At 37.6% G+C, this 21553-nt stretch carries 22 protein-coding genes; 11 read left to right on the top strand and 11 right to left on the bottom strand.

All coding sequences use genetic code 11. The annotated features are described in order from the left end of the window. Positions 1–139: 139 nt before the first annotated feature. From E4Z98_RS00595 to rlmH, 5 genes are all read right to left on the bottom strand, one after another. Complete coding sequence (locus tag E4Z98_RS00595; protein ID WP_135255081.1) at positions 140–1078, bottom strand: DHH family phosphoesterase; 939 nt, start codon at positions 1076–1078, stop codon at positions 140–142. A gap of 12 nt (positions 1079–1090) precedes the next feature. Then, entirely contained in the window at positions 1091–2407 is a 1317-nt protein-coding gene (locus E4Z98_RS00590) for a DRTGG domain-containing protein (protein WP_135255082.1), read from the bottom strand. A 171-nt stretch (positions 2408–2578) separates the two neighbouring features. Next, the gene (sdaAA, locus tag E4Z98_RS00585; RefSeq protein WP_135255083.1) at positions 2579–3451 is read right to left on the bottom strand and encodes an L-serine ammonia-lyase, iron-sulfur-dependent, subunit alpha; all 873 of its coding nucleotides are present in this window, start codon (positions 3449–3451) and stop codon (positions 2579–2581) included. 13 nt (positions 3452–3464) lie between these two features. Beyond that, a complete protein-coding gene (gene sdaAB, locus E4Z98_RS00580; RefSeq protein WP_135255142.1) occupies positions 3465–4151 on the bottom strand; it encodes an L-serine ammonia-lyase, iron-sulfur-dependent subunit beta in 687 nt (228 codons plus the stop codon). Between the two features lie 224 nt (positions 4152–4375). Continuing rightward, on the bottom strand, positions 4376–4855 hold the full coding sequence (gene rlmH, locus E4Z98_RS00575) for a 23S rRNA (pseudouridine(1915)-N(3))-methyltransferase RlmH (protein ID WP_135255084.1): 480 nt from the start codon (positions 4853–4855) through the stop codon (positions 4376–4378). 324 nt (positions 4856–5179) lie between these two features. Here rlmH and E4Z98_RS00570 point away from each other — a divergent pair, with 324 nt between their 5' ends. Further along, positions 5180–6448: a S1C family serine protease gene (locus E4Z98_RS00570; RefSeq protein ID WP_135255085.1), complete on the top strand. Its 1269-nt coding sequence runs from the start codon at positions 5180–5182 to the stop codon at positions 6446–6448. 49 nt (positions 6449–6497) lie between these two features. Here E4Z98_RS00570 and E4Z98_RS00565 read toward each other — a convergent pair whose 3' ends face one another. The 3 genes from E4Z98_RS00565 to E4Z98_RS00555 form a co-directional block, all read right to left on the bottom strand. Continuing rightward, the gene (locus E4Z98_RS00565) at positions 6498–7664 is read right to left on the bottom strand and encodes a cation:proton antiporter (protein WP_135255086.1); all 1167 of its coding nucleotides are present in this window, start codon (positions 7662–7664) and stop codon (positions 6498–6500) included. 176 nt (positions 7665–7840) lie between these two features. After that, positions 7841–9061, bottom strand: coding sequence for a GNAT family N-acetyltransferase (locus tag E4Z98_RS00560; RefSeq protein ID WP_209316320.1), 1221 nt, complete (start codon positions 9059–9061; stop codon positions 7841–7843). A gap of 19 nt (positions 9062–9080) precedes the next feature. Continuing rightward, positions 9081–9710: a lysophospholipid acyltransferase family protein gene (locus tag E4Z98_RS00555; RefSeq protein ID WP_135255088.1), complete on the bottom strand. Its 630-nt coding sequence runs from the start codon at positions 9708–9710 to the stop codon at positions 9081–9083. Positions 9711–9847: 137 nt separating this feature from the next. Here E4Z98_RS00555 and E4Z98_RS00550 point away from each other — a divergent pair, with 137 nt between their 5' ends. Next, positions 9848–10591 (top strand): tRNA1(Val) (adenine(37)-N6)-methyltransferase, encoded by a 744-nt coding sequence (locus E4Z98_RS00550; protein ID WP_209316319.1) that lies wholly within the window; start codon positions 9848–9850, stop codon positions 10589–10591. Then, positions 10581–10862 (top strand): GIY-YIG nuclease family protein, encoded by a 282-nt coding sequence (locus E4Z98_RS00545; RefSeq protein ID WP_135255089.1) that lies wholly within the window; start codon positions 10581–10583, stop codon positions 10860–10862. Before E4Z98_RS00550 ends, E4Z98_RS00545 begins: the two co-directional genes overlap by 11 nt. Positions 10863–10951: 89 nt before the next feature. On the opposite strand, the gene E4Z98_RS00540 is transcribed toward E4Z98_RS00545, so the two are convergent. Further along, the gene (locus E4Z98_RS00540; protein ID WP_135255090.1) at positions 10952–11620 is read right to left on the bottom strand and encodes a cyclic nucleotide-binding domain-containing protein; all 669 of its coding nucleotides are present in this window, start codon (positions 11618–11620) and stop codon (positions 10952–10954) included. Positions 11621–11810: 190 nt separating this feature from the next. Between E4Z98_RS00540 and E4Z98_RS00535 the strand changes: the two genes are divergently transcribed. The 6 genes from E4Z98_RS00535 (at position 11811) to E4Z98_RS00510 (ending at position 17550) form a co-directional block, all read left to right on the top strand. Further along, positions 11811–12740, top strand: coding sequence for a phosphate/phosphite/phosphonate ABC transporter substrate-binding protein (locus E4Z98_RS00535; protein ID WP_135255091.1), 930 nt, complete (start codon positions 11811–11813; stop codon positions 12738–12740). A 40-nt stretch (positions 12741–12780) separates the two neighbouring features. Next, positions 12781–13572 (top strand): phosphonate ABC transporter ATP-binding protein, encoded by a 792-nt coding sequence (phnC, locus tag E4Z98_RS00530; RefSeq protein ID WP_135255092.1) that lies wholly within the window; start codon positions 12781–12783, stop codon positions 13570–13572. Next, positions 13544–14323, top strand: coding sequence for a phosphonate ABC transporter, permease protein PhnE (gene phnE / locus E4Z98_RS00525; protein WP_135255093.1), 780 nt, complete (start codon positions 13544–13546; stop codon positions 14321–14323). Before phnC ends, phnE (E4Z98_RS00525) begins: the two co-directional genes overlap by 29 nt. Beyond that, positions 14320–15102, top strand: coding sequence for a phosphonate ABC transporter, permease protein PhnE (phnE, locus tag E4Z98_RS00520; RefSeq protein ID WP_135255094.1), 783 nt, complete (start codon positions 14320–14322; stop codon positions 15100–15102). The genes phnE (E4Z98_RS00525) and phnE (E4Z98_RS00520) overlap by 4 nt, the downstream gene beginning before the upstream one ends. 1 nt (position 15103) lies before the next feature. Beyond that, positions 15104–15916: a metallophosphoesterase family protein gene (locus E4Z98_RS00515; protein ID WP_135255095.1), complete on the top strand. Its 813-nt coding sequence runs from the start codon at positions 15104–15106 to the stop codon at positions 15914–15916. 86 nt (positions 15917–16002) lie between these two features. Beyond that, positions 16003–17550 (top strand): bifunctional metallophosphatase/5'-nucleotidase, encoded by a 1548-nt coding sequence (locus E4Z98_RS00510; protein ID WP_135255096.1) that lies wholly within the window; start codon positions 16003–16005, stop codon positions 17548–17550. An 82-nt stretch (positions 17551–17632) separates the two neighbouring features. Here the strand turns inward: E4Z98_RS00510 and E4Z98_RS00505 are convergent, their stop codons facing one another. Then, positions 17633–18451, bottom strand: a complete 819-nt coding sequence (locus tag E4Z98_RS00505) for a MurR/RpiR family transcriptional regulator (RefSeq protein ID WP_135255097.1) — start codon at positions 18449–18451, stop codon at positions 17633–17635. 156 nt (positions 18452–18607) lie between these two features. Here E4Z98_RS00505 and E4Z98_RS00500 point away from each other — a divergent pair, with 156 nt between their 5' ends. Continuing rightward, positions 18608–19297, top strand: coding sequence for an N-acetylmannosamine-6-phosphate 2-epimerase (locus E4Z98_RS00500; RefSeq protein ID WP_135255144.1), 690 nt, complete (start codon positions 18608–18610; stop codon positions 19295–19297). 13 nt (positions 19298–19310) lie between these two features. Beyond that, positions 19311–20816 carry a PTS transporter subunit EIIC gene (locus tag E4Z98_RS00495; RefSeq protein WP_135255098.1) on the top strand — a complete coding sequence of 502 codons (1506 nt, stop codon included), beginning with the start codon at positions 19311–19313 and terminating at the stop codon, positions 20814–20816. 52 nt (positions 20817–20868) lie between these two features. Here E4Z98_RS00495 and apf read toward each other — a convergent pair whose 3' ends face one another. Next, positions 20869–21456 carry an aggregation-promoting factor gene (gene apf, locus E4Z98_RS00490; protein WP_425330220.1) on the bottom strand — a complete coding sequence of 196 codons (588 nt, stop codon included), beginning with the start codon at positions 21454–21456 and terminating at the stop codon, positions 20869–20871. Between the last annotated feature and the right edge of the window lie 97 nt (positions 21457–21553).

Genomic DNA, 21553 nt, shown 5'->3' with positions numbered 1-21553 from the left:
GGCCTTAACGCACTCACAATCACTTTAACTAATCCGGATTTCAGTATCAGCTTCTTCGGTAATATGATGAACCTCTCAAAAGGTTTTTCACCCCTTTTGTCACTTCATTCATATTACTTGAAGCTAAACGATACTTCAATCACTTTAAGACTGCTTGCATTTCTGCAAAGATTTGATCAATTTCTGCTTGGTCTGCCGCAAAGGCTCCACTAGCTAGTGGGTGACCGCCACCGCGATGGCGTTTGGCGATTTCGTTGATAACAGGTCCTTTTGAACGCATGCGCACACGATATACACCACTTGGTTGCTGGACAAAAAGTGCCCAAACTTGAATTGTTGAGATTTTTCCAGCAACTGGAATTAAACCTGATGTTTCGGAATCATCAATGCCGTACTCTTCCAAAATGCTGTAAGGAATCACGACTTTGGCAGTCCCTTTTCCATCTGAATCGATATTTGCTAATACGTAACCCATTAATTTGCCCACTTTTTCATCCATCTCGTCCATTTGACGATGAATCTCAATGGCATCAAAATCATATTGACGTAATTTAGCAGCCACCTCTAATGTATGAGCCGTTGAAGCAGGGTACATGAAGCGACCGGTATCGCCAACAATTCCCGCATATAATAAACGCGCGCCTTCATCAGTCAGTGTTAATTCATCTTCAAATTGTGCATAGAAATCATAAATAATTTCACTACAGCTACTTGCGCCAGTATTCACCCAGACCAAGTCACCGTAAGGCTCATCATTAGGATGATGATCAATCTTCACTAATTTATCACCTAATGCGTAACGTTTATCATCGATACGTGGACTATTAGCCGTATCTGTTACAATCACTAATGCCCCTTGATAAACCTCATCTTCAACCTCGTCCATTTTATTTAAATAAAGTAAGTTCGCTACATCTTCCCCAACTAAATAAACTTTTTTCTCAGGAAAAGAGGCTAGAATAATTTCGGCAAGCCCCCCTTGAGAACCTAGTGCATCTGGATCTGGACGCTCATGACGATGAATAATAATCGTTTCATACTGCTTAATCGCTTTTAAAATTTCTTGTTGTATCATCAGACAACCTGCTTTCTATGATTTACCCATTAATTGACAATCTACGATAGCTTTAGCCACAATCGTTTTGTCTAAATATACTTCAATATCTACCTTCGCTGTTCGTCTTCCAACTTCTAGCAATCTAGGTCTAATTTCAATTTGACTTTCAATCTGAATCATTCGGAAATAATACAGTGACATTTGTTCTACAATCAAGTTACGCTTATGTTGTGTTTGTAACAAACGTCTTACGACACTCACGATCATCTCACTTAATACCCCATAAGATAATGCCCCAACATTATCCACCATTTGAGGAGAGACATTCACACCAAAAATCATACTGTCGCCTTCTTGAGTGATTTCAGTAATACCTTCAACAATTTGATCAGCGATAGTGTTGGCTACTTGAGGTTGTCTTTGTGCCATTTGCATAGCTTTCATAATATCTCGTCGGGAAATAATACCAATTAAACGCAAGTCATCTTCCACAACTGGCATCATCTCAATACCATCCCAAATCATTAAATGCCCTATGCTGGCGACACTCATATGTAATTTAGCATTGTTGGTATCGCGTGTCATTACTTTTTCGATTAGTTGGTTAGGCAGTTTGCCGATAACATCTTTAGCTGTCACCACACCTAGTACACGCATACTCTTATTCACCACTGGAAAACGTGAATGACCAGTTTCTTGTGCTTTCTTCTCATAATCTTCTACTGTATCAGTGTGAAACAAGAAATTAGTTAACGATAAGTTCGTATAAATATCGCCAACCGATAAAATTTCTTTTCGTATCATTTGGTCGCTAATCACACGGTTAATTAGGGTTGCCACGGTAAACGTATCATACGTTGTGCTCAATACCGGCAAACCTACTTCATCAGCTAGCTTTAAAATATCCTCAGAAATATCAAAGCCACCTGTGACTAGTACAGCTGCACCTTTTTTTAGGGCTAGTTCTTGTACTTCTTTACGGTTACCGACAATCATTAAAGAATCCGGGGTAATATAGCGATCCATCGCACCAGTTGTCATGGCACCAATAACAAATTTAACTAACGTTTTGTCTAACCCTTCTTTACCGCCTAAAACAGTTCCTTCAATAACTTTTGTTAGTTCTTTAAATGTTAATGTTTCAATATTTTCATGATTTTTTTGCTCGATTCGAATCGTTCCAACACGTTCAATGGTTGAAACAATGCCATGATTTTCCGCAGCTTTAATCGCGCGATAAGCCGTTCCTTCACTGACTTCTAGTTGTTTGGCAATCCCACGTACAGAAATTCGCTCTCCTACAGGAAGATTCTCTACATATGCCAATATTTGGTCGTGTTTACTTGTCATCCTTAACCTCCTGTTTATCCCATCCATCATGTTACAGACAACTAATACTATAACAGTTTTCTTTATTGTATCATAACACACGATGTACACCTAATGATTGACAAGAACCTCAATAAAAAGAGGGACGACCGGCTAAGTCATCCCTCTTCTATCTTCAATATTAGCTAGTAATTAGCCAAAAATTTCTTCTTTCATACGTCTACCTGTGATAGAACCCGCTAAACCGCCTATTCCCGTTTCACGTAATTCTCGAGGCATGTTAACCCCTACTTGACGCATCGCTTCAACTACTTCATCTGCTGGAATTTTGTTTTCAATTCCAGCTAAGGCCATATCAGCCGCAATCAAAGCATTCCCTGCACCAATAGCGTTACGTTTCACACAAGGGATTTCAACTAGACCGGCTACTGGGTCACAGACTAATCCTAATAAATTACCTAGTGCTGTCCCAAATGCATCCGCTGATTGTCGAGGTGTTCCACCTGCTACTTCAACCGCTGCAGCGGCTGCCATAGCTGATGCACTCCCGACTTCTGCCTGACATCCCCCAACAGCTCCGGCAATCATCGCATTGTTTGCTACAACTAATCCAAATAAGCCTGATGTGAAAAGGAAGCGAATCATCTGTTCACGAGACAATCCTAAGCTATCTTTAATTGAAAATAACACACCGGGTAATGTGCCACTTGCACCCGCAGTTGGTGTCGCACAAATAACGCCCATTGCCGCATTCACTTCGTTGGTTCCTAGCGCACTTTGCACCCCTTGTAACATCAAGTCTCCAGAGAGTGTCTTACCACTTTCACGGTATTTTTTTAATTTAATCGCGTCACCACCTGTTAAGCCAGTTGGAGAAAATACACCTTCTCCTTCTGTAGAGGCTATTACCGCTGCTTCCATTGTTTGTAAGTTTAATTCCATTAAATGCCATACTTCTTCATAGCTCATTTGAGTATGAGCCATTTCTTGTTCAATCATTAAATCAGATAAACATTTTCCAGTTTTTTCAGCTTCTTGTATGAATGATTCAATTGATAAATACATAGTAACCTCCTTATTACAACACAATTAATCGTGATGGGTCACCCATCGCAACGATTTCTGCTCGCAACTCCTCTGATAAAGGAGAGTCAAGATCATAGACAAACAAATAACGATCATCTTCGCTTTGATGACGTGTGATTGTTGTTATCTTGATTTGATGTTCAACTAAAAAATCTTCCATAAAACTTTTAACCTGACTATTTTCTGTAATGACTAACAACATCGGTAGCGGACCTTGTGGCTCAATGGCGAAACCTTCAATCTCGATATATTTAACCTCAATTGTTCCTCCTCCGATAGAAGTACCGGTCACATGAATTTCACGCTCATCATCTTGTAGCGTAATACACGCTGTATTCGCATGACCTACTGGACTATCACCTGGCATTTCAACAAATTCAATTTCAATTCCTTGTTCCTCAGCTATTTCTAGCGCTTTAGGAACACGTGAATCAGATGTTGAAAAACCTAAAATACCACTAGCAATTGCATAATCCGTTCCATGGCCCTTATGCGTTTGAGCAAATGACTCATAATACTTTACAAGTGCTCGCTTTGGCTTACCATTAAACAATAAATTAGCCACACGACCTATCATAATAGCTCCTGCCGTATGCGAACTTGATGGCCCTATCATAATAGGACCTATGACATCAAAACAACTCTTAAAATTAATTACCTGTACTTCTTTTTTTGCCATTCTGGCTACTTCTTCAAACACTAGACTTACTCCTTCCTTATATAAAATTATTAATTTATGTTACGTTATGAATGCGCCTTCTTACTTATTAAAACATATATTTTAACGATAAAACACCTTTCATTCATTTCTTATTTGATTTCTTCTTTTAATCTAATTCTATTCTTAAAAACATAAAAAAATTGGTAGACTAATTCTCATTAATCTACCAAAAATATGTGCGATTATTTATGATACGCATGGCCATTCATAATTCTAAAGCCTCGATAAACTTGCTCGCTCAACACTAAGCGCATCAATTGATGGGGTAATGTAATACGACCAAAAGATAATTGCTCATTGCTACGTTTAATGACGTCATCAGATAATCCTAATGAACCTCCAATAATAAAGACTAAGTGACTTTTCCCTTGAATAGTGGCTTGTTCCATTGTCTTAGCCAACTCTTCTGAAGAGACCAATTTTCCTTGAATCACTAAAGCATACACGTAATCTGTGTCTTTGATTTTACTTAAAATACGTTCGCCTTCTTTTTGTTTCACTTGGATCATTTCAGCTGGGCTCAAATTCTCAGGGGCTTGTTCATCAGGGACTTCGATAATATCAAATTTTGTATACTTGCTTAGACGCTTAGCGTATTCTTCTATCCCTTGTTTAAGATATTTTTCTTTTAACTTTCCCACACCAATAATGGTTACTTTCATTTTAATTCCTCGCTTGTCATTTATTCACGCAACTAGTATAACATATTTTAGTTATACACAGTTATCCACAGAGTTTTGCACATTTCAACAAACTCAAAATGTTTGTATTCCTTATATAACTTTTTTTCGAACAAAAAGTTATTAACATTCCACAAAACTGATGTTCTGTTGATAACTCCTGTGGATTTGTGTATAACTCGGTATGTTTTTTAACTATTTTTAAATTTATGTGTGTAAATAAATAAATACAGCAGCTATTTAAGCTACATTTAAGTTATTCCGTTATAATAGAAGTATAAATGAAACGTTTAGGAGGTTATTACTATGGAACAAGATAATAAAACAGAAAAAAATAATCAACAAACTAGTTTGTTAAAACGATTTGGTATTAGTTTAGCAGGAGGGATTCTTGGTGGTGGTTTAGTCTTAGGAGGCGCACAACTCTTATCCAACGATTCAAACAGCACTTCTACTAACTCCACTAAGTCTCAGACTACTCAAGTAAGCAATATTAGTTACGATGTGACTAGTGATACAACTAAAGCCGTGGATAAAGTACAAAATGCAGTCGTTTCTGTCATCAACTTACAAAAACAACAAGCCATGTCAGACCCATTTGGTGGCCTTTTTGGTGGTAATAGTCCATCTAACCAAAAAGAAGAGGATAATGACAACTTAGAAACTAGCAGTGAAGGAAGCGGGGTTATTTACCGAAAAGATGGCGATTTTGCTTATATCGTGACTAATAACCATGTTGTTTCTGGATCTGACGCACTAGAAATCTTATTAAACGATGGGACAACTATCAAAGGTGAGCTTGTCGGTCGTGATTCTTATACCGACTTAGCTGTTATTAAAATCAGTAGTAAAGACATCAAAACTACCGCAACATTCGGTGATTCTGACAAAATAAAAGTCGGTGAGCCAGCTATTGCGATTGGTTCTCCTTTAGGAACTGAATATGCAAGTTCGGTAACACAGGGCATCATCTCTGCAAAAAACCGTAGCATCCAAAACACTAATGATGATAACGAACCCGTGAATATCAATGCCATACAAACAGATGCGGCGATCAACCCAGGGAATTCAGGTGGTGCCTTAATCAACGCAGCCGGACAAGTCATCGGTATTAATTCTGTTAAAATCGCCTCATCAACATCCGGTGTGTCAGCAGAAGGAATGGGCTTTGCTATTCCAAGTAACGACGTTGTTAACATCATTAATCAATTAGAAAAAGATGGTAAAGTAACACGTCCAGCTTTAGGTGTCTCAATGTATGACTTAGCTAACATCAGCTCACAACAACGTTCAGAAATTCTAAACTTAACCGATGATGTCACAGCAGGTATCGTGATCATGACCGTACAAAACGCAACACCGGCTGAAAAAGCAGGTCTAGAAAAATATGACGTGATTGTCGACATTGACGGCGAAGCAATTGAATCTTCAAGTGATTTACAATCTATTCTTTACAACAAAAAAGTCGGTGACACCATTAAAGTCACTTACTACCGAGGCAAAGAGAAGAAAACAACCTCTGTCAAATTAAGCATTGACCAATCTGCCTTGCAACAAAACAACACTAATAACTAATCTAGAGACAAAAAAGCGTATGACTTCGGTCATACGCCTTTTATTTGGCTTATATACGCTCTTTTTCCAACATTTTTTGTTTGGTCATAACGGCTTGTTTTAATAAAATCGGCGCTGCAACTGTGCTGATTAAGACTACTAATACGATTAATGCGTATAAACTCTCAGAGATAATAGCTTGTTTCAAGCCTAATGACACCAAGATTAATGCCATCTCACCTCGTGAAATCATACTCGCACCTACGATAGCCGCACTTTTACGATCAAAGCCATCGAATTTCGCCCCAATGTAGCCACCCACATATTTAGATAATACTGCAAGTACACTGAAGATAATAATTAAGTACCAATACTTACCTAAACCGTGGAACGATAAATCTAAACCAATACTTACAAAAAAGACAGGCGCGAAAAAGGCTCTATTGATTTGATCAATTTTCCCTTCAATCTCATGCCCCACTTTAGTTTGTGACAACATGATACCCGCAAAGAAAGCACCAATAATATCTGACATTCCTAACGTCTCCGCAACATAACTAAAGAAAAAGGCTAACGCTAATCCTAACGCCAGATTTTTTTCAGGCACCGAAACTTTTTCATATAATTTTAAGACAATCGGTAATAAAAAGCGTTGAAACGCAAAAACACCGACAAAGAATAAGACAGTGGTTAGCAATAATTTACCAACTTGCGCTAGGCCAACACCAGGTGTTAAGAGACTCATTACCACATTTAATAGAATCACGACCATAATATCATCTAATAATGCGGCACCGACAACAACCGATCCTTCTCTTGTTTGAACGTAATTCAATTCTTTCAATACTTGAATCGTAATACTTAATGAAGTCGCACTAAAAATTAAACTAATAAATAATGACTCTTTACTTCCAAAACCAAATAGCATAGACGTCACGTAGAACATGATCATTGGCATTACAATACCCAGTATTGCGACAGACACAGATGGTTTTAAATATTTTTTCAAGCGATTAAAATCACTTTCCACCCCGGCTAAAAACATTAATAAAATGACCCCGATATGCGATAGCAGATTGATGCCATCGCTCTTTTGAACGACTCCTAAAACGGCGGGGCCTAATAAAATCCCCACAAATAAACTTCCGACAACTGACGGTAACGTCAACTTCACGGCTAAATGCTCCATGATCTTAGTAACGATCAAAATCAAACTAATGACTAATAAAAATGACATATATTCTTTCCTCTCCTTTAATAACAAATAAAAAAGGATAGACTGCTTCCTCCTTTTCTCGCCCTAGAAAAGGAACCCTTGAAAGCATTCTACCCAACCTTGTTTTATTTAATTATCTGTTTGTTTCAACTCTATTAGTTTACCATATTTTTACAAAAAATGATAGTTGAGAGCTTTTAGAAATAATCACTGAAATACGCGGGCATATCTGGAATAATGCGTTCCAAGCTACGAATAGTTTCTTTATCTGTCTCAATACGCTCGATACGATGCAAGTATGCCGCTCGACGATAATTCATAAATAGACACGTAAAGGTTTGAATATCAATCTTCACGGCAGCCCCAATTGGTTCGTACCCAACTTGTACATGATCCTCTTCATCCCAACTCAATGAGAAGATGCCATTGTTCCATTTAGCCACCGGATCACTCATCTCAAAATGAAACGGCTTGGCCGTCCCAGCAAAAGGAAACTCACGTAAAAACTCTGCCACGTCAACAATACGCGCCATATAATAAGGCTCGATTGTTTCTTTAATCTGACCATCATCTAATAAGAATGCTAGTGGCTCATTTTTATAAATATCTCCTTCGATACGATCTACCATTGAAAAATGTGCATTAATAAAGTGCCACAAACCTTGTCTAGCTTCTTCGTTTAAGGTAAACATTTCTTTCACATGGAAGACATCTGCGGCAATCCAATAAAACAATACGCCTAACGGTTGTTGATTGGCTCCGTAATAAATGGCTGCTGTTCGTTCATCTTGATTCTCATAACGCCAGTATTCTTCCCAGTTAAAGTCACTACGCAACATGGCTCCGTGATGTTGACGTGCAAATGATTCATACACTTCATAGACATCCGGATGATTCACCGCTTCACGCTCCACATAACCTGGTGTTGGCTGTGTCGTTGGTAATTGCGTGTCTTTCATATCAAAACTCAATTTATCCGACATGATTTCCCAGCCTTTGCGGCGATAGTAAGGAATATTATAGGGATATAAATACGAAATCCACTGACCATCTTCACGCATTTTTTCAAGCGCTAGCATGATTAAGCTTTGCATCAATCCATGACTCGCATACTCTGGATAGGTTCCTACCCCAGTAACACCCCCCATTTGGTAAATCGTCCCGTGAATATTCACCTCACAAGGATAAATCGCAATTTGAGAAACCAATTCCTCATCATCAAACCAACCAAATACTTTAGATAATTCTAAAATGGGCTGTTTTGATTTAATAAAGTCACGCTTATTAGAAAAACCACTCTCTTCAATATCAGCATCCGTAATCTGAAAAACATACGCCAACAACTCATTAAACTGTTGAATATGTTCTTCATCTAGTTGTCGTAAAACTAACTTTTCCCTGAGATTTTCCGTCATTATTCATCACCTGATCTTTTTATTATTGGTTGTCTTTTTTCTTTGGCACGTATTTATAATCTGGATTAATTTCGCTATCTAGTTGGGCAAAAGACGTGCTCATACAGCGTTCAATTTCTGTAATACCCGCTTGATCTAGTTTCTTAACATCCGATACGTCAATAGGATCGCCAAAGCGTAAAATCACTTTTTTGCGTTTGAATAAGCCACCCAACGTTACGGGGCCTTGATAAACTACTGGGACAATGGGCACTTTCGCCATTTTAGCAATTAACGCAGCGCCACCTTTTAACTCTTCTGAATGACGTGTCCCGCTTGGAAACATGATCAAACTTAACTCTGTACTCTTTAATAATTTAACCGGTTTTTTGATGACACTTGGTCCGGGATTATCGCGATTAACAGGAAACGCATTGGCTTTTACTAGAATCCATCTTAAAATAGGATTTTTAAATAATTCTTCTTTGGCCATAAAAGAAAATTCTTTTGGCGCTGCACCGATAGCGAAGTAAAGCGGATCCCACCATGTACGATGTGGACCAACTAACACATAGTTGCCTTCGGGTAATTTATCTTGTTGTTGATATTCAGCGCGTCCATTGACAATAAACAACGCTCCTTTAGCGATTGATCGCATGACTTTAAAAAACATATTCATTCCTCACTTTTTTTCATTCGTTTCATTTATTTTACCATATCTTGACATACCAGACATTTTATTCTATTCAAGTCCGTTGTTTTTGCTAATTCGTGATATAATACTACTTATTATACTGATGGAGAGATTTTATGGAACCAATTATTTATGAAAATGAGCGTATTGACCAATTATCCGCTCAAAATATCCAAATTATTCAAAGTTCAGACGTGTTTTCCTTTTCTTTAGACGCGGTCTTATTGGCTCATTTTGCCCGTACACCAAAACGTGGACTGATTGTCGATTTGTGTTCTGGTAACGGGGCGGTTGGCTTATTTATCAGTCGGACAACGAATGCACAAATTATCGGCGTTGAATTACAAGAACGTTTAGCCGACATGGCCACTCGGAGCATCCAACTTAATGATTTAAGTGAACAGCTATCGGTTCTTAATATTGATTTGAACGATACCAATCAATATATTCGTAAAGATACCGTTGATTGTGTTATCTGTAACCCACCTTACTTCAAGGAATTACCGACAAACGTCAAAAATCCGAACCCGCATTTAGCAATTGCTAGACACGAATTGCACACCAACCTTGAAGAAGTGATCAAAATGTCGGCTGGCTTATTAAAGATGAACGGACGATTTGCCATGGTACATCGGCCGGAACGCCTTACCGAAATTTTGGCTGTGATGCAACGTTATCAATTAGAGCCCAAACGGATGCAACTCGTTTATCCAAAAGTCGGTCGTGAAGCAAATACCTTGTTAATTGAAGGCATTCATCACGGCAAACCTGGTGGCCTAAAAATCTTGCCACCATTATATGTATATGGTGAGGACAATCAGTATTTACCTGAAATAGAGGCGATACTACATGGCGAGTAGCGATCACTACTTTTATGTCCTACAATGCGCTGATAATACGCTCTATGCTGGCTACACGACGGACCCTATTAGACGATTGGCACAACACAATAACGGAACCGGCGCAAAATACACACGCCTCCTCAAGAGGCATCCAATGCGGATGATTCACCTAGAACACTTCAGTGAAAAATCACCCGCCATGCAGGCGGAGTATGCTTTTAAGCAATTAAGCAAACCTCAGAAATTAAGGTATTTAACTGAACATAGTAGTGAATGGTTGCCAAAATAAAAATCCAAAACAGATGCTTGTCATACATTTGTTTTGGATTTTTATTATTTTTAAGAATATTTATTTTACCGGCATTATTACAAATAAAACTAGCCACTTAATTTTTTTGATAATTCGATTAATTTATCAAAATCAAGGATTAGATAGTAGTTTTTCTTCTTCTCTATAATATTTGCTTCACGAAAGTTAGTCATCATTCGGATTAGATGTCGATAACTAACATTTAAAATAGCAGCACATGTTGTAAGACGAACGGAAAACTGATCTCCTTCATAATGGGATAAAATAAATTTTGCTAGTCTCGTTTCAACTGGCTCCGTCAAAGAATTGGCTAAATTAACATTAGAATTAAGACGGTAACTTAATAGCTGACAAATATTCTGTAAAAAACGAACATCCGCTTGTAATTTAGCACGATATTTTTTCAGTGATATACTAATACAAATACAATGAGATACCGCTTTTACATTACTTTTGGGTACGAGCCCCCACAACGAAGAAGCCTCACCAATTAACGATGCAGGCTCAACATAATCTATACAAATATTTTGTGTGTCTGACGAATAGGAATAAACCATTACCGTTCCTTTTACTAGAAAGTATAAATAATCAGACGTTGTTTCCGACTGGATAAGGTGATCTTCTTTATCGAAATAATGTAAAGAAGCCATAGCTAATATATCTGAATCCATATAGTCTTGCAGATTGTACCTATCAACATAGGCAGATAGTTGCTCTATATTTTTGATTTTTTTCATAAAAAGTCACCTCTATGGTTTTTTTTATTATATCGTAAAAGGCCATCGAACTCAACACGAACATTTTTGATATAAAAAAGATAAACGTATGTAAATTTAATGTAAAATAGGACGTGTGTCACTTCATTATTTAATGGTTAGTTGATATGATTTAATCACAAAATAAAATATATCCATTGGGAGGAAAAAAATGAACTTTAAACAGATAGCAAAAGGCTTTATCGGAATCATGTTACTTACTACTTTAGGTGCTTGTACGTCTAATAAAACAGGAAACGATTCAGAAAAAGATAAAAAGGATGAATTAGTTGTTCAATTCGTACCAACAAACAACGACGGTAGCATGGAGGCAAAAACAAAACCGTTTGCTAATTACCTTTCTAAAAAATTGGACCGTGATGTAAAAGTGACCTTAGCTACTGATTACTCTACTATTGTAGAAGCAATGGCATCAGGACAAGTAGATGTCGGTATTATGCCTCCAGCTGCCTATGTGCAAGCAAAAGATGCGCATGCAGCGGAAGCCATTTTAACCTCACAACTTGGTGATTATGATCAAGAAACAGGTCTACCACTAACAGACCAATTAACCAATACATTTAAAGGCGAAATTTTAGTTCGCGCTGATAGTGATATGTCTAAATTAACTGATTTAAAAGGAAAAAACATTGCCACTTTAAGTCCTAACTCAGCTAGCGGATACATTTATCCTGTTGCTGAATTAAAAGATGCGGGTATTGATCCTACTGCTGATACAAAAATGACAACTGTTAATGACATTCCTAGTGAAATTACATCAGTACTAAACAAGCAAATTGATGCGGCTTTTGTTTTTGAAGGAGCTCGCAATGCGTTTGCTTCTAGTTTTCCAAACAATGATTTATTCAAAGAATTAAAAGTCTTGTACTTGACAGAAGGTGATATTCCTAACGATGCAATTGCCGTTCAACCGAATATGCCTAGCGATTTAAAAGAAGAAATAAAAAACGTCTTCTTAAATATGAAGGATGACGAAGATGGTAAAGAAGCTATGAGTTTATGGGGACACCAAGGATACGAACAAGCCGCTGACTCGGCCTACGATACAATTAGAGAATATACTACTAAAGCTGCTGAATAAACGGCTTTAGTAGCTAACAATATAAAAATGGGGAAATATTATGATAATTTTTGATAACGTTTCAAAGGTTTACCCGAATGGTGTGGTAGGCCTTAAAGATATCAATCTAACAATTGAAGATGGTGAATTTGTTTCCATCATCGGATTAAGTGGTGCGGGAAAAAGTACCCTTTTACGTAGTATCAATCGCTTAGTCGAAACAACAAGTGGTGATATTCGTATCAACGATACCTCTATTACAAAAGCAAGAAAAAAAGAATTAAGAATCATTCGACGACAAATCGGCTTAATTTCACAACACTTCAACCTTGTGAAACGTAGCACCGTTCAAAAAAATGTTCTATCAGGACGATTAGGATATTATTCTACTTGGAAAAGTATTTTCGGTCTTTTTACAAAAGAAGATTATCAACAAACAAATATAGCCTTAGAAACCGTTGGACTATCCGATAAATTACAGATACGTAGTGATGAACTTAGTGGTGGACAACAACAACGCGTTTCGATTGCTCGTGCGCTAGTCCAACAAGCACCTATTATTTTAGCTGATGAACCGGTTGCTTCTCTTGACCCTATTACAACACAAAAAGTTATGGAAGATTTAAAGAATATCAATCAATCCATGAAGAAAACGATTATTGTCAATCTCCATTCAGTACCACTAGCTAGAGAATTTTCAACTAGAATCATCGCACTAAATGCTGGAGAGGTTGTTTTTGATGGTTCTCCGGAAGCATTGACGGATGAGCGTTTGAACCAAATTTATGGTAAATCAATTTTTGAAGAAAAGGCAGGCGAGGCGGATGAGCTTGAAAGAAACCGTACACTTTAAATGGTATAAGCACTTGTTTGTACTGATTTTCTTACTTGTTTGTTTTCAAGGAAGTGCTTGGATTACTGAGGCTGAATTCTCTCAGCTTTTTCAAAATTCGAATCAAATGGTCTCTTTCCTCTCTCGATTCGTTCATCCTGACTTTAGCTATTTACCAAAATTATTTAGACCCATGATGAAGACACTACAAATGTCATTACTTGGAACGATGATTGGTTTATTGTTTGCCGTCCCCGTTAGTTTTTTAGCAACAACTATTGTGACTGAAAACCGCTTAATTTCGACTATCTCCAGATTTTTACTAGGACTAATCCGAACAATTCCGACCTTACTTTTGGCAGCACTTTTAGTCGCAATCTTCGGAATTGGAGAAGCAACGGGGGTACTAACAATCGCGGTTTTCACATTTGGAATGGTCTCTCAACTAATGTTCCAAGCCATTGAAACAATTGACTATGGTCCTATTGAAGCCGCATCAGCGGTTGGGGCGAATAAAATACAAATTGCTATTTGGTCAATCGCTCCACAAATTTTGAGTCAATTTACGAGCTATGCTTTCTATGCGTTTGAAGTAAATGTTCGTTCATCAACGGTTCTAGGATATGTTGGAGCTGGTGGAATTGGTGTTATACTTAACTCTTCTATGGCATTAATGAATTACGAACGTGTCTCGATTATTATTTTAACTATATTAATTACCGTTGCAATTGTCGATAAATTGAGCGAGCAAGTTAGGAGGTCTCTAGCATGATGATACGAGCTATGAGTAAAAAAACGATTATTTCTCTAGTACTCTTGATTATACTTGTTTTCCTATCCGCAATAAATCTTGATTATTCTGGATTAAAGACCCTCTCTCCTTCGATGGGAATGGATGTCCTACGAGGCCTAGCAAAACCAAAATGGGATTTTTTCTATGACGGTAGTGGTGAAGACTTATTAAGTTTACTTTTACTAACGATTGGCATTGCCTGTTTAGGAACCATGTTAGCAACTATTTTAGCAATTCCGATAACACTTATCAGCTCTACTAATCTTTGGCAATCATATCCTTGGGTCACTAAGGTAGGAAAATTCATCTGTAATGTGTTACGAGCTTTTCCAGAATTAATTTTTGCCTTAATTTTTGTAAAACTTGTTGGTCCTGGTCCATTTGCTGGTGTTATGGCAATTGGTGTTCATCAAATTGGAATGCTAGGCAAGTTATTTACCGAAGAAATGGAGTCAATGGATGAAAAATTAATAGAAGAAATGCAGGCGGTAGGCGCAAATTTCTGGCAAATCATTTTTTACGTACGTATTCCCTACTTAATGCCAATTTATTCTTCTTTAGCCTTAAATCATTTTGAAATAGCCGTTCGAAGTGCTGCTACACTTGGTTTAGTTGGTGCTGGAGGAATTGGTGCACCGTTAATTTTTGCTATCCAGACACGATCTTGGGATAAAGTTAGTATTATTTTAATTGGCGTTGTTATTACCGTCTTTATACTAGATCAAATAACAGGAATCATAAGAAAGAAATTGAGATAATATGAATATATTACATCTATCAGATATACATTATCGTAGAGAATACGAAGCAAGTGAAATCGGCTATAAAGCGATGTTAGCAAAAATGCAAAACCCACTTATCCCACTTGAAACATGTTTAACAGCAATTCTCCAACAAACCAAACTAGATTTAGTTATCATTAGTGGGGATTTGACGGAAGATGGTGCGATAACTGACTATCACTATTTAAAAAAATGGTTCTATGATAAGCTAAATGACATCCCCATCATCGTTACTTTGGGAAATCATGATATTAAGGAACATTTTAGAATAGGTTGGTGTCAAGAAGATAGTCAAACAGCTTCTTCTAATCCCTATAATCATGTTGCAACCTATCCGGATTTTACAATTATTTCTTTTGATAACTCTTGTCATGGATATGCAGATGGCATTGCAGATGAACAGCAATTCCAATGGTTAGCTGAAACTTTGGAGCAAGAACATGATCGTCCAATTATTTTAGTCACTCACCACCATCTATTACCACAACAAAGTAGTATGCCTATATGGCCAGGAACTAAACGATTCTTAGATTTAATTGCACCTTATAATATTAGTTGTATTTTAAACGGCCATACCCATCACCACTTTAATGCAGAAATAAATAGGATTCCCTATTTTACAGTTTCAGGCATGTCTTTTGTAGGAGAAGATGAAGGAGAAGGAATCGTTAGATTTGAAGAACGCTACGGCTATAATCTATACCGTGTTGAACAAGGACACATCATCCAATCAACTTCCGAAACATTGATTCCAGGACATGTCTTAGAGACCATTGATATGAAAAAATAAACGAGTTTCAATCTATCCTGTTAAAGGAGCTGTGACAAAAATCTGTCACAACTCCTTTTTTTAATTTGAATGAAGGAGAACGACAAATGAAAATTACTTTTCTAGAAACGAGTGATTTGCATGGCTATATTTATCCAACAGATTATTCTAATAAAAAAGACTTACCTCTTGGTGCTGCTAAAGCATTTGCTAAATTAAAAGAACAACGTGAACAAGCAGATGGACCCGTTATCATGATTGAAAATGGCGATTTCATTCAAGGATCTCCCTTAAGTTACTATTTAGCAAAAGAACATAATACGTCACAAGAGCTATCCAACCTTATCAACCTAATGGACTATGATGTTCAAATTATAGGTAATCATGAATTTAACTACGGTATGGATTATTTAAACGAATTTATTAATCACTGTCATGCACCTATTTTAGCTGCAAATATATTAAATGAAAAAGGACAGCCTTATTTTGGGAAAGCTTATGAAATCATTGAAAAACAAGGAATAGAAATCGCTATTTTAGGTTTAACTACACAATACGTTCCTCATTGGGAAAACCCAGAAACACTCAAAGGCCTAACCTTTGAAAGTGTTGTTGAAACAGCAAAAAAATATATACCTATATTAAAACAACAAGCAGATATTATTGTGGTTAGTTACCACGGAGGGTTCGAAAAGGACTTAGCCACCGGCAATGCGACAGAAGCGTTGACTGGGGAAAACGAGGGCTATCAATTATTACAAGAAGTTGATGGCATTGATGCCCTTTTTACCGGCCATCAGCACCGGATAATCGCAACAAAAGTCAATGGTATTCCCGTGGTACAACCAGGCTATCGTGGCAGTCACATTGGAGAAATCCAATTAACTGTAGAAAAAACAAATAATACAGTCACAATTACAGAGAGTAGCGCTAGGATACACTCTCTAGACAAGGTTGAAGCTGACTCACAAATCATATCAGCCATTGAACCAGCTGAATCCGCCCTAGAAGATTGGTTAGATCAACAACTAGGAACTGTCGAGGGAGATATGCGAATTATCGACCCCATGCAAGCCCGCTTAAAGGAACATCCTTACATTGAATTTATCCATCATGTTCAACAGTTTGCTAGTGGGGTTAAAATCTCTGGAACCGCTCTTTTTAACAATGAAGGAAAAGGGTTTGATCAATCGATTACCATGCGTGATATTATAACTAATTATATCTATCCCAATACGCTGGCCGTCATAAAAATAACCGGAAAAGAATTAAGAGCTGCTTTAGAACAAACAGCCAACTACTTAGCAGTACAAGATGGAGAAATTATTTTTAATCCTGATTATATTCATCCAAAGCCACAATATTATAATTATGATATGTATGAAGGAATTGACTACACAATTGATATGAAGCAACCTTCCGGCCAACGAATAACAGAGCTATTATTTGAAAATCAACCTATCACAGATGATCAGGAATTAGAAGTTGTAACCAATCATTATCGTGCAATTGGTGGGGGAAATTATCACATGTTTCATGTGGATAAAATTATTAAAGAAATCCAAGTCGATATGACAGAATTAATTGCCGACTACTTAAAAAAACATCCCGTAATCAAAGCAGAAGTTGATCACAATTTTAGAGTTGTTCTATAATATTGAACGTATAAAAACGCCAAATTAAAATATAATAAAAAATGTTGATAACGCGCTAAAAAAACTCGTTACCAACATTTTTTTATATCATCTTATTCATCACCGAACGCAAGACTTCTGCTCTTAAATCTTCTTTACCTGTGGCAAACTTGTCTTCAATATTTCTAACCAACACGTCACTTAAAAATAATTGTGAGATACGACCTGCTAAGGAACCCCCATTTAATAAATGTTCCTCAATGGCTGTCTTCAAAACGACATCGGCTAATTGAGCAATTGGTGATAAACCATAACTCGTAATGACGACAATATTTGCCCCTTTATCTTTAGCAATCTTGACTGTATCAAAGGTATCTTTTGTCTTACCTGATAACGAGAACACAATAACGACATCTTGTGGCGTCACAATAGTTGCTGATTGCGCTTGATAATGCGAATCAATGATGGCTGTAGAGGGAATGCCTACCTTAATGAGCATACGTTCCAAATCCAAGCCACTCTGACCACTCGCTCCTACCCCATAAATATATACATGACGGGCACTCACAATTAACTGGCTAACCTCATCAATCTTATCCATCTCAAAAGAATGCTTAGTTTCGTCAATAGCTGTAACTAATTGACGCGCCGCATGCTCAAATAAATCTGCCACCTGTTCTTGCTCTTTCATTTGACTAAAATCTTCTTTGGCAATATCAATCTTTAATTCTGAAAATCCCGAATAACCAATTTTTTGACAAAAACGGACAATCGTAGCATCTCCTACACCTGTCTGAGCTTTGACCTCCCCCATCGTCGTATAAATCAACTTTTCACCTTGTGACAAAATATAATCTGCCACTTTCTTTTCTGACTTCGTTAATATTTCATAATACTCTTTTATTTTATTTACATATTCCATTCGTTCGCTCCTTAAAAAACATCTCCTCTAAATTATACGAGTATTTTTAATTAAATGCTATCTTAATCATTTACAAAATTGAAAGCGCATGCTATATTGTTTTTGGAGATAAACTCCATTATTATTATTTTTAGGATTAAAAACGGAGGGAATATGTTGAACAAAGAACAATTTATCGAAAAAGTCCAAAACGGCATTATCGTTTCATGCCAAGCATTACCCGGAGAGCCTCTATATACAGAAGAAGGTGGCATTATGCCGTTATTAGCCTTAGCAGCTAAAGAAGCTGGAGCTGTCGGTATTCGTGCTAACTCAGTCAGAGATATTTTACAAATCAAAGAAAAAGTTGATTTACCAATCATCGGGATTATCAAACGTGACTACCCACCACAACAACCATTCATCACGGCAACGATGAAAGAAGTCGATGAATTAGCAGCAACAGGCGTGGAAGTGATTGCGTTAGATTGCACATTACGTGAGCGTTTTGATGGTTTAACCATCAACGAGTTCATCAAGCAAGTCAAAGAAAAATATCCAGAACAATTACTGATGGCGGATATTGACACTTTCGAAGCAGCCAAAAATGCTTATGAAGCAGGAGTGGATTTCGTTGGGACAACATTATCTGGTTATACAGAAGAAAGTGTGGCAACTGACGGACCAGATATCGAATTAATGAAGAAAATTATTGATGCAGATATGCCATTAATTGCAGAAGGTAAAATTCACACACCAGAACAAGCGCGTGTTATTTATGATATGGGGGCTTGTGGGATTGTCGTTGGTGGCGCAATTACTCGACCAAAAGAGATTGCATCAAGATTTATAAAAGCATTAGATTAAGGAGGAAAAAACTATGTTTAAAAAGTTTTCACAAATAGGTAGAGCCTTTATGCTTCCTATCGCTATTTTACCAGCGGCAGGGTTGCTATTAGGTTTAGGAGGCGCGTTAACCAATCCTAGCGCCGTTGCAAGTTTCCCAATTCTTGACCAAGCATGGTTACAAACGATTTTAAAAGTGATGAGCTATGCCGGAAATGCTGTTTTTGCTAACTTAGCATTGATTTTTGCGATTGGGGTTGCCGTTGGTTTAGCTAAGGGTGACAAAGGAACTGCTGGTTTAGCCGGTGGGGTATCCTTCCTAGTGTTCACCGCAACGATTAGCGGCTTGTTGGAAATGTTCTCAGCAGAAGGAGCAACCATTGACACTGGGGTTCTAGGTTCAATTATCGTCGGGGGAACGGTTGCTTATTTACACAATCGTTACCGTAAAATTGAATTACCACAGTTTCTAGGATTCTTTGGTGGATCACGCTTCATCCCAATTGTTTCATCTCTAGCTGCTATTATTTTAGGTGCAATCTTTTATATTATTTGGCCACCATTCCAAAACGGCCTAGTATCAGCAGGTGAAGCCATTGCTAAAATGGGCGTGTTTGGAAGCTTCTTGTATGGCTTCTTATTACGTTTAACAGGTGCTGTTGGTTTACACCACACCATTTATCCAATGTTCTGGTACACTTCATTAGGTGGTAGTGAAATGGTCGCTGGCGAAATGGTATCAGGTGCGCAAAATATTTTCTTTGCTCAATTAGCTGATCCTAACCACACTGGACTATTCACTCACGGTACACGTTTCTTTGCAGGACGTTTTGCGACGATGATGTTTGGTTTACCGGCTGCCTGTCTAGCTATGTATCATGCGATTCCTAAACAAAATCGTAAAGAAAATGGCGGTTTATACTTCAGTAGTGCGTTAACTTCTTTCTTAACAGGGATTACTGAGCCAATCGAGTACATGTTCTTATTCGCTGCTCCTTGGTTATACGTGATTCATGCTTTCTTAGACGGTTTATCATTTATGTTTGCTGACATGTTAAGCATCCGTATCGGCAACTCATTCTCTGGTGGTCTAATTGACTTCCTATTGTTTGGTGCCTTACAAGGTCAAGATAAAACACATTGGTTATACGTGATTCCACTAGGTCTAGTTTGGGCTGCTATTTACTACTTTGTATTCCTATTCTGCATTAAAAAATTCAAAGTAGCGGTTCCTGGTATGGAAAACGAAGAAGATTTAACTGACGATGTTGCGCCTCTAAAAGCGAACGCTAGCTTACACGAAGAGTCACTAGCCATCATCGACTACTTAGGTTCATCAGCAAATATTGAATCTGTTGAAGCTTGTGCGACACGCTTACGTGTCGCCGTTAAAGATAGCGACGTGGTTAACAAAACAGCCATCAAAAAATTAGGCGCTACCGCTGTACTGGATGTTAAAGGTGGCATCCAAGCAGTCTTCGGTGGTAAAGCTGATTTATATAGCCAAGAAATCAATCAAATTTTAGGTTCAGATAAATAAAAAAATGGCACACCCTCATAAGGGCGTGCCATTTTACGTTATCTAAACTATCTTAATACCATCCGTTAGCTAACCAGAAGTTTTTAGCTGCTTGCCATGAACCATAACGAGATGATACATAGTTGTCTGCTACACGTTCTTGATTGGCTGGTGAGTAGTCACCGTTTAAGTAGCTATCTGTTAATTGATATTTACCAACGTATTGACCGTTACGTGCGTTGTAGTTGTTTGTTGATTCTTTAAACGCGATCCAAGATTTTGCATCTGCTTCAGAACCTGAAGCGTTTGATGTGTAGCTAGCTTCTTGCGTTTGAGCTGGTTGTTCTTCAACCACTGGTGCTGCAGGCGCTTGTGTTTCTTGTGTTTGTACTTGTGCAACAGGGGCTGCTTGAACGGCAGTACCTTCTGTATCAAAGACTAATGTTTCACCTACATAAATCATGTTAGCGTCTGAAATGTTGTTAGCTTGAGCAATTGTACTATAGTAAGAAGCATCACCGAAATAATCTTGAGCGATAGTTGATAATGTTTCACCTGATTGAATAGTATGTGAAACCTCCGCTGCATCTACACTGTTCATCCCTAAGCCAAATGTTACTAATCCTGCCATACCAAATACTAATTTAGAAATCTTCATAATAATAGTTCTCCTTCGATTTTGACAATTCATATTGATTGTCTCTATTGGGCGTTTGATTTACGTCTCATAAATGTTGCTCGACGTTTGCCACGAGACC

Origin of the sequence: Vagococcus xieshaowenii (assembly GCF_004792515.1) — a bacterium.
GTDB lineage: Bacteria > Bacillota > Bacilli > Lactobacillales > Vagococcaceae > Vagococcus_A > Vagococcus_A xieshaowenii.
This window is presented reverse-complemented; position numbering and strand designations above follow the sequence as displayed.

Coding starts and splice junctions, on each gene's coding strand:
- E4Z98_RS00590 (WP_135255082.1), bottom strand. CDS start 2,407: ATGACAAGTAAACACGACCAAATATTGGCATATGTAGAGAATCTTCCT.
- sdaAA (WP_135255083.1), bottom strand. CDS start 3,451: ATGTATTTATCAATTGAATCATTCATACAAGAAGCTGAAAAAACTGGA.
- sdaAB (WP_135255142.1), bottom strand. CDS start 4,151: ATGGCAAAAAAAGAAGTACAGGTAATTAATTTTAAGAGTTGTTTTGAT.
- rlmH (WP_135255084.1), bottom strand. CDS start 4,855: ATGAAAGTAACCATTATTGGTGTGGGAAAGTTAAAAGAAAAATATCTT.
- E4Z98_RS00570 (WP_135255085.1), top strand. CDS start 5,180: ATGGAACAAGATAATAAAACAGAAAAAAATAATCAACAAACTAGTTTG.
- E4Z98_RS00565 (WP_135255086.1), bottom strand. CDS start 7,664: ATGTCATTTTTATTAGTCATTAGTTTGATTTTGATCGTTACTAAGATC.
- E4Z98_RS00555 (WP_135255088.1), bottom strand. CDS start 9,710: ATGTTTTTTAAAGTCATGCGATCAATCGCTAAAGGAGCGTTGTTTATT.
- E4Z98_RS00550 (WP_209316319.1), top strand. CDS start 9,848: ATGGAACCAATTATTTATGAAAATGAGCGTATTGACCAATTATCCGCT.
- E4Z98_RS00545 (WP_135255089.1), top strand. CDS start 10,581: ATGGCGAGTAGCGATCACTACTTTTATGTCCTACAATGCGCTGATAAT.
- E4Z98_RS00540 (WP_135255090.1), bottom strand. CDS start 11,620: ATGAAAAAAATCAAAAATATAGAGCAACTATCTGCCTATGTTGATAGG.
- E4Z98_RS00535 (WP_135255091.1), top strand. CDS start 11,811: ATGAACTTTAAACAGATAGCAAAAGGCTTTATCGGAATCATGTTACTT.
- phnC (WP_135255092.1), top strand. CDS start 12,781: ATGATAATTTTTGATAACGTTTCAAAGGTTTACCCGAATGGTGTGGTA.
- phnE (WP_135255093.1), top strand. CDS start 13,544: ATGAGCTTGAAAGAAACCGTACACTTTAAATGGTATAAGCACTTGTTT.
- phnE (WP_135255094.1), top strand. CDS start 14,320: ATGATGATACGAGCTATGAGTAAAAAAACGATTATTTCTCTAGTACTC.
- E4Z98_RS00515 (WP_135255095.1), top strand. CDS start 15,104: ATGAATATATTACATCTATCAGATATACATTATCGTAGAGAATACGAA.
- E4Z98_RS00510 (WP_135255096.1), top strand. CDS start 16,003: ATGAAAATTACTTTTCTAGAAACGAGTGATTTGCATGGCTATATTTAT.
- E4Z98_RS00505 (WP_135255097.1), bottom strand. CDS start 18,451: ATGGAATATGTAAATAAAATAAAAGAGTATTATGAAATATTAACGAAG.
- E4Z98_RS00495 (WP_135255098.1), top strand. CDS start 19,311: ATGTTTAAAAAGTTTTCACAAATAGGTAGAGCCTTTATGCTTCCTATC.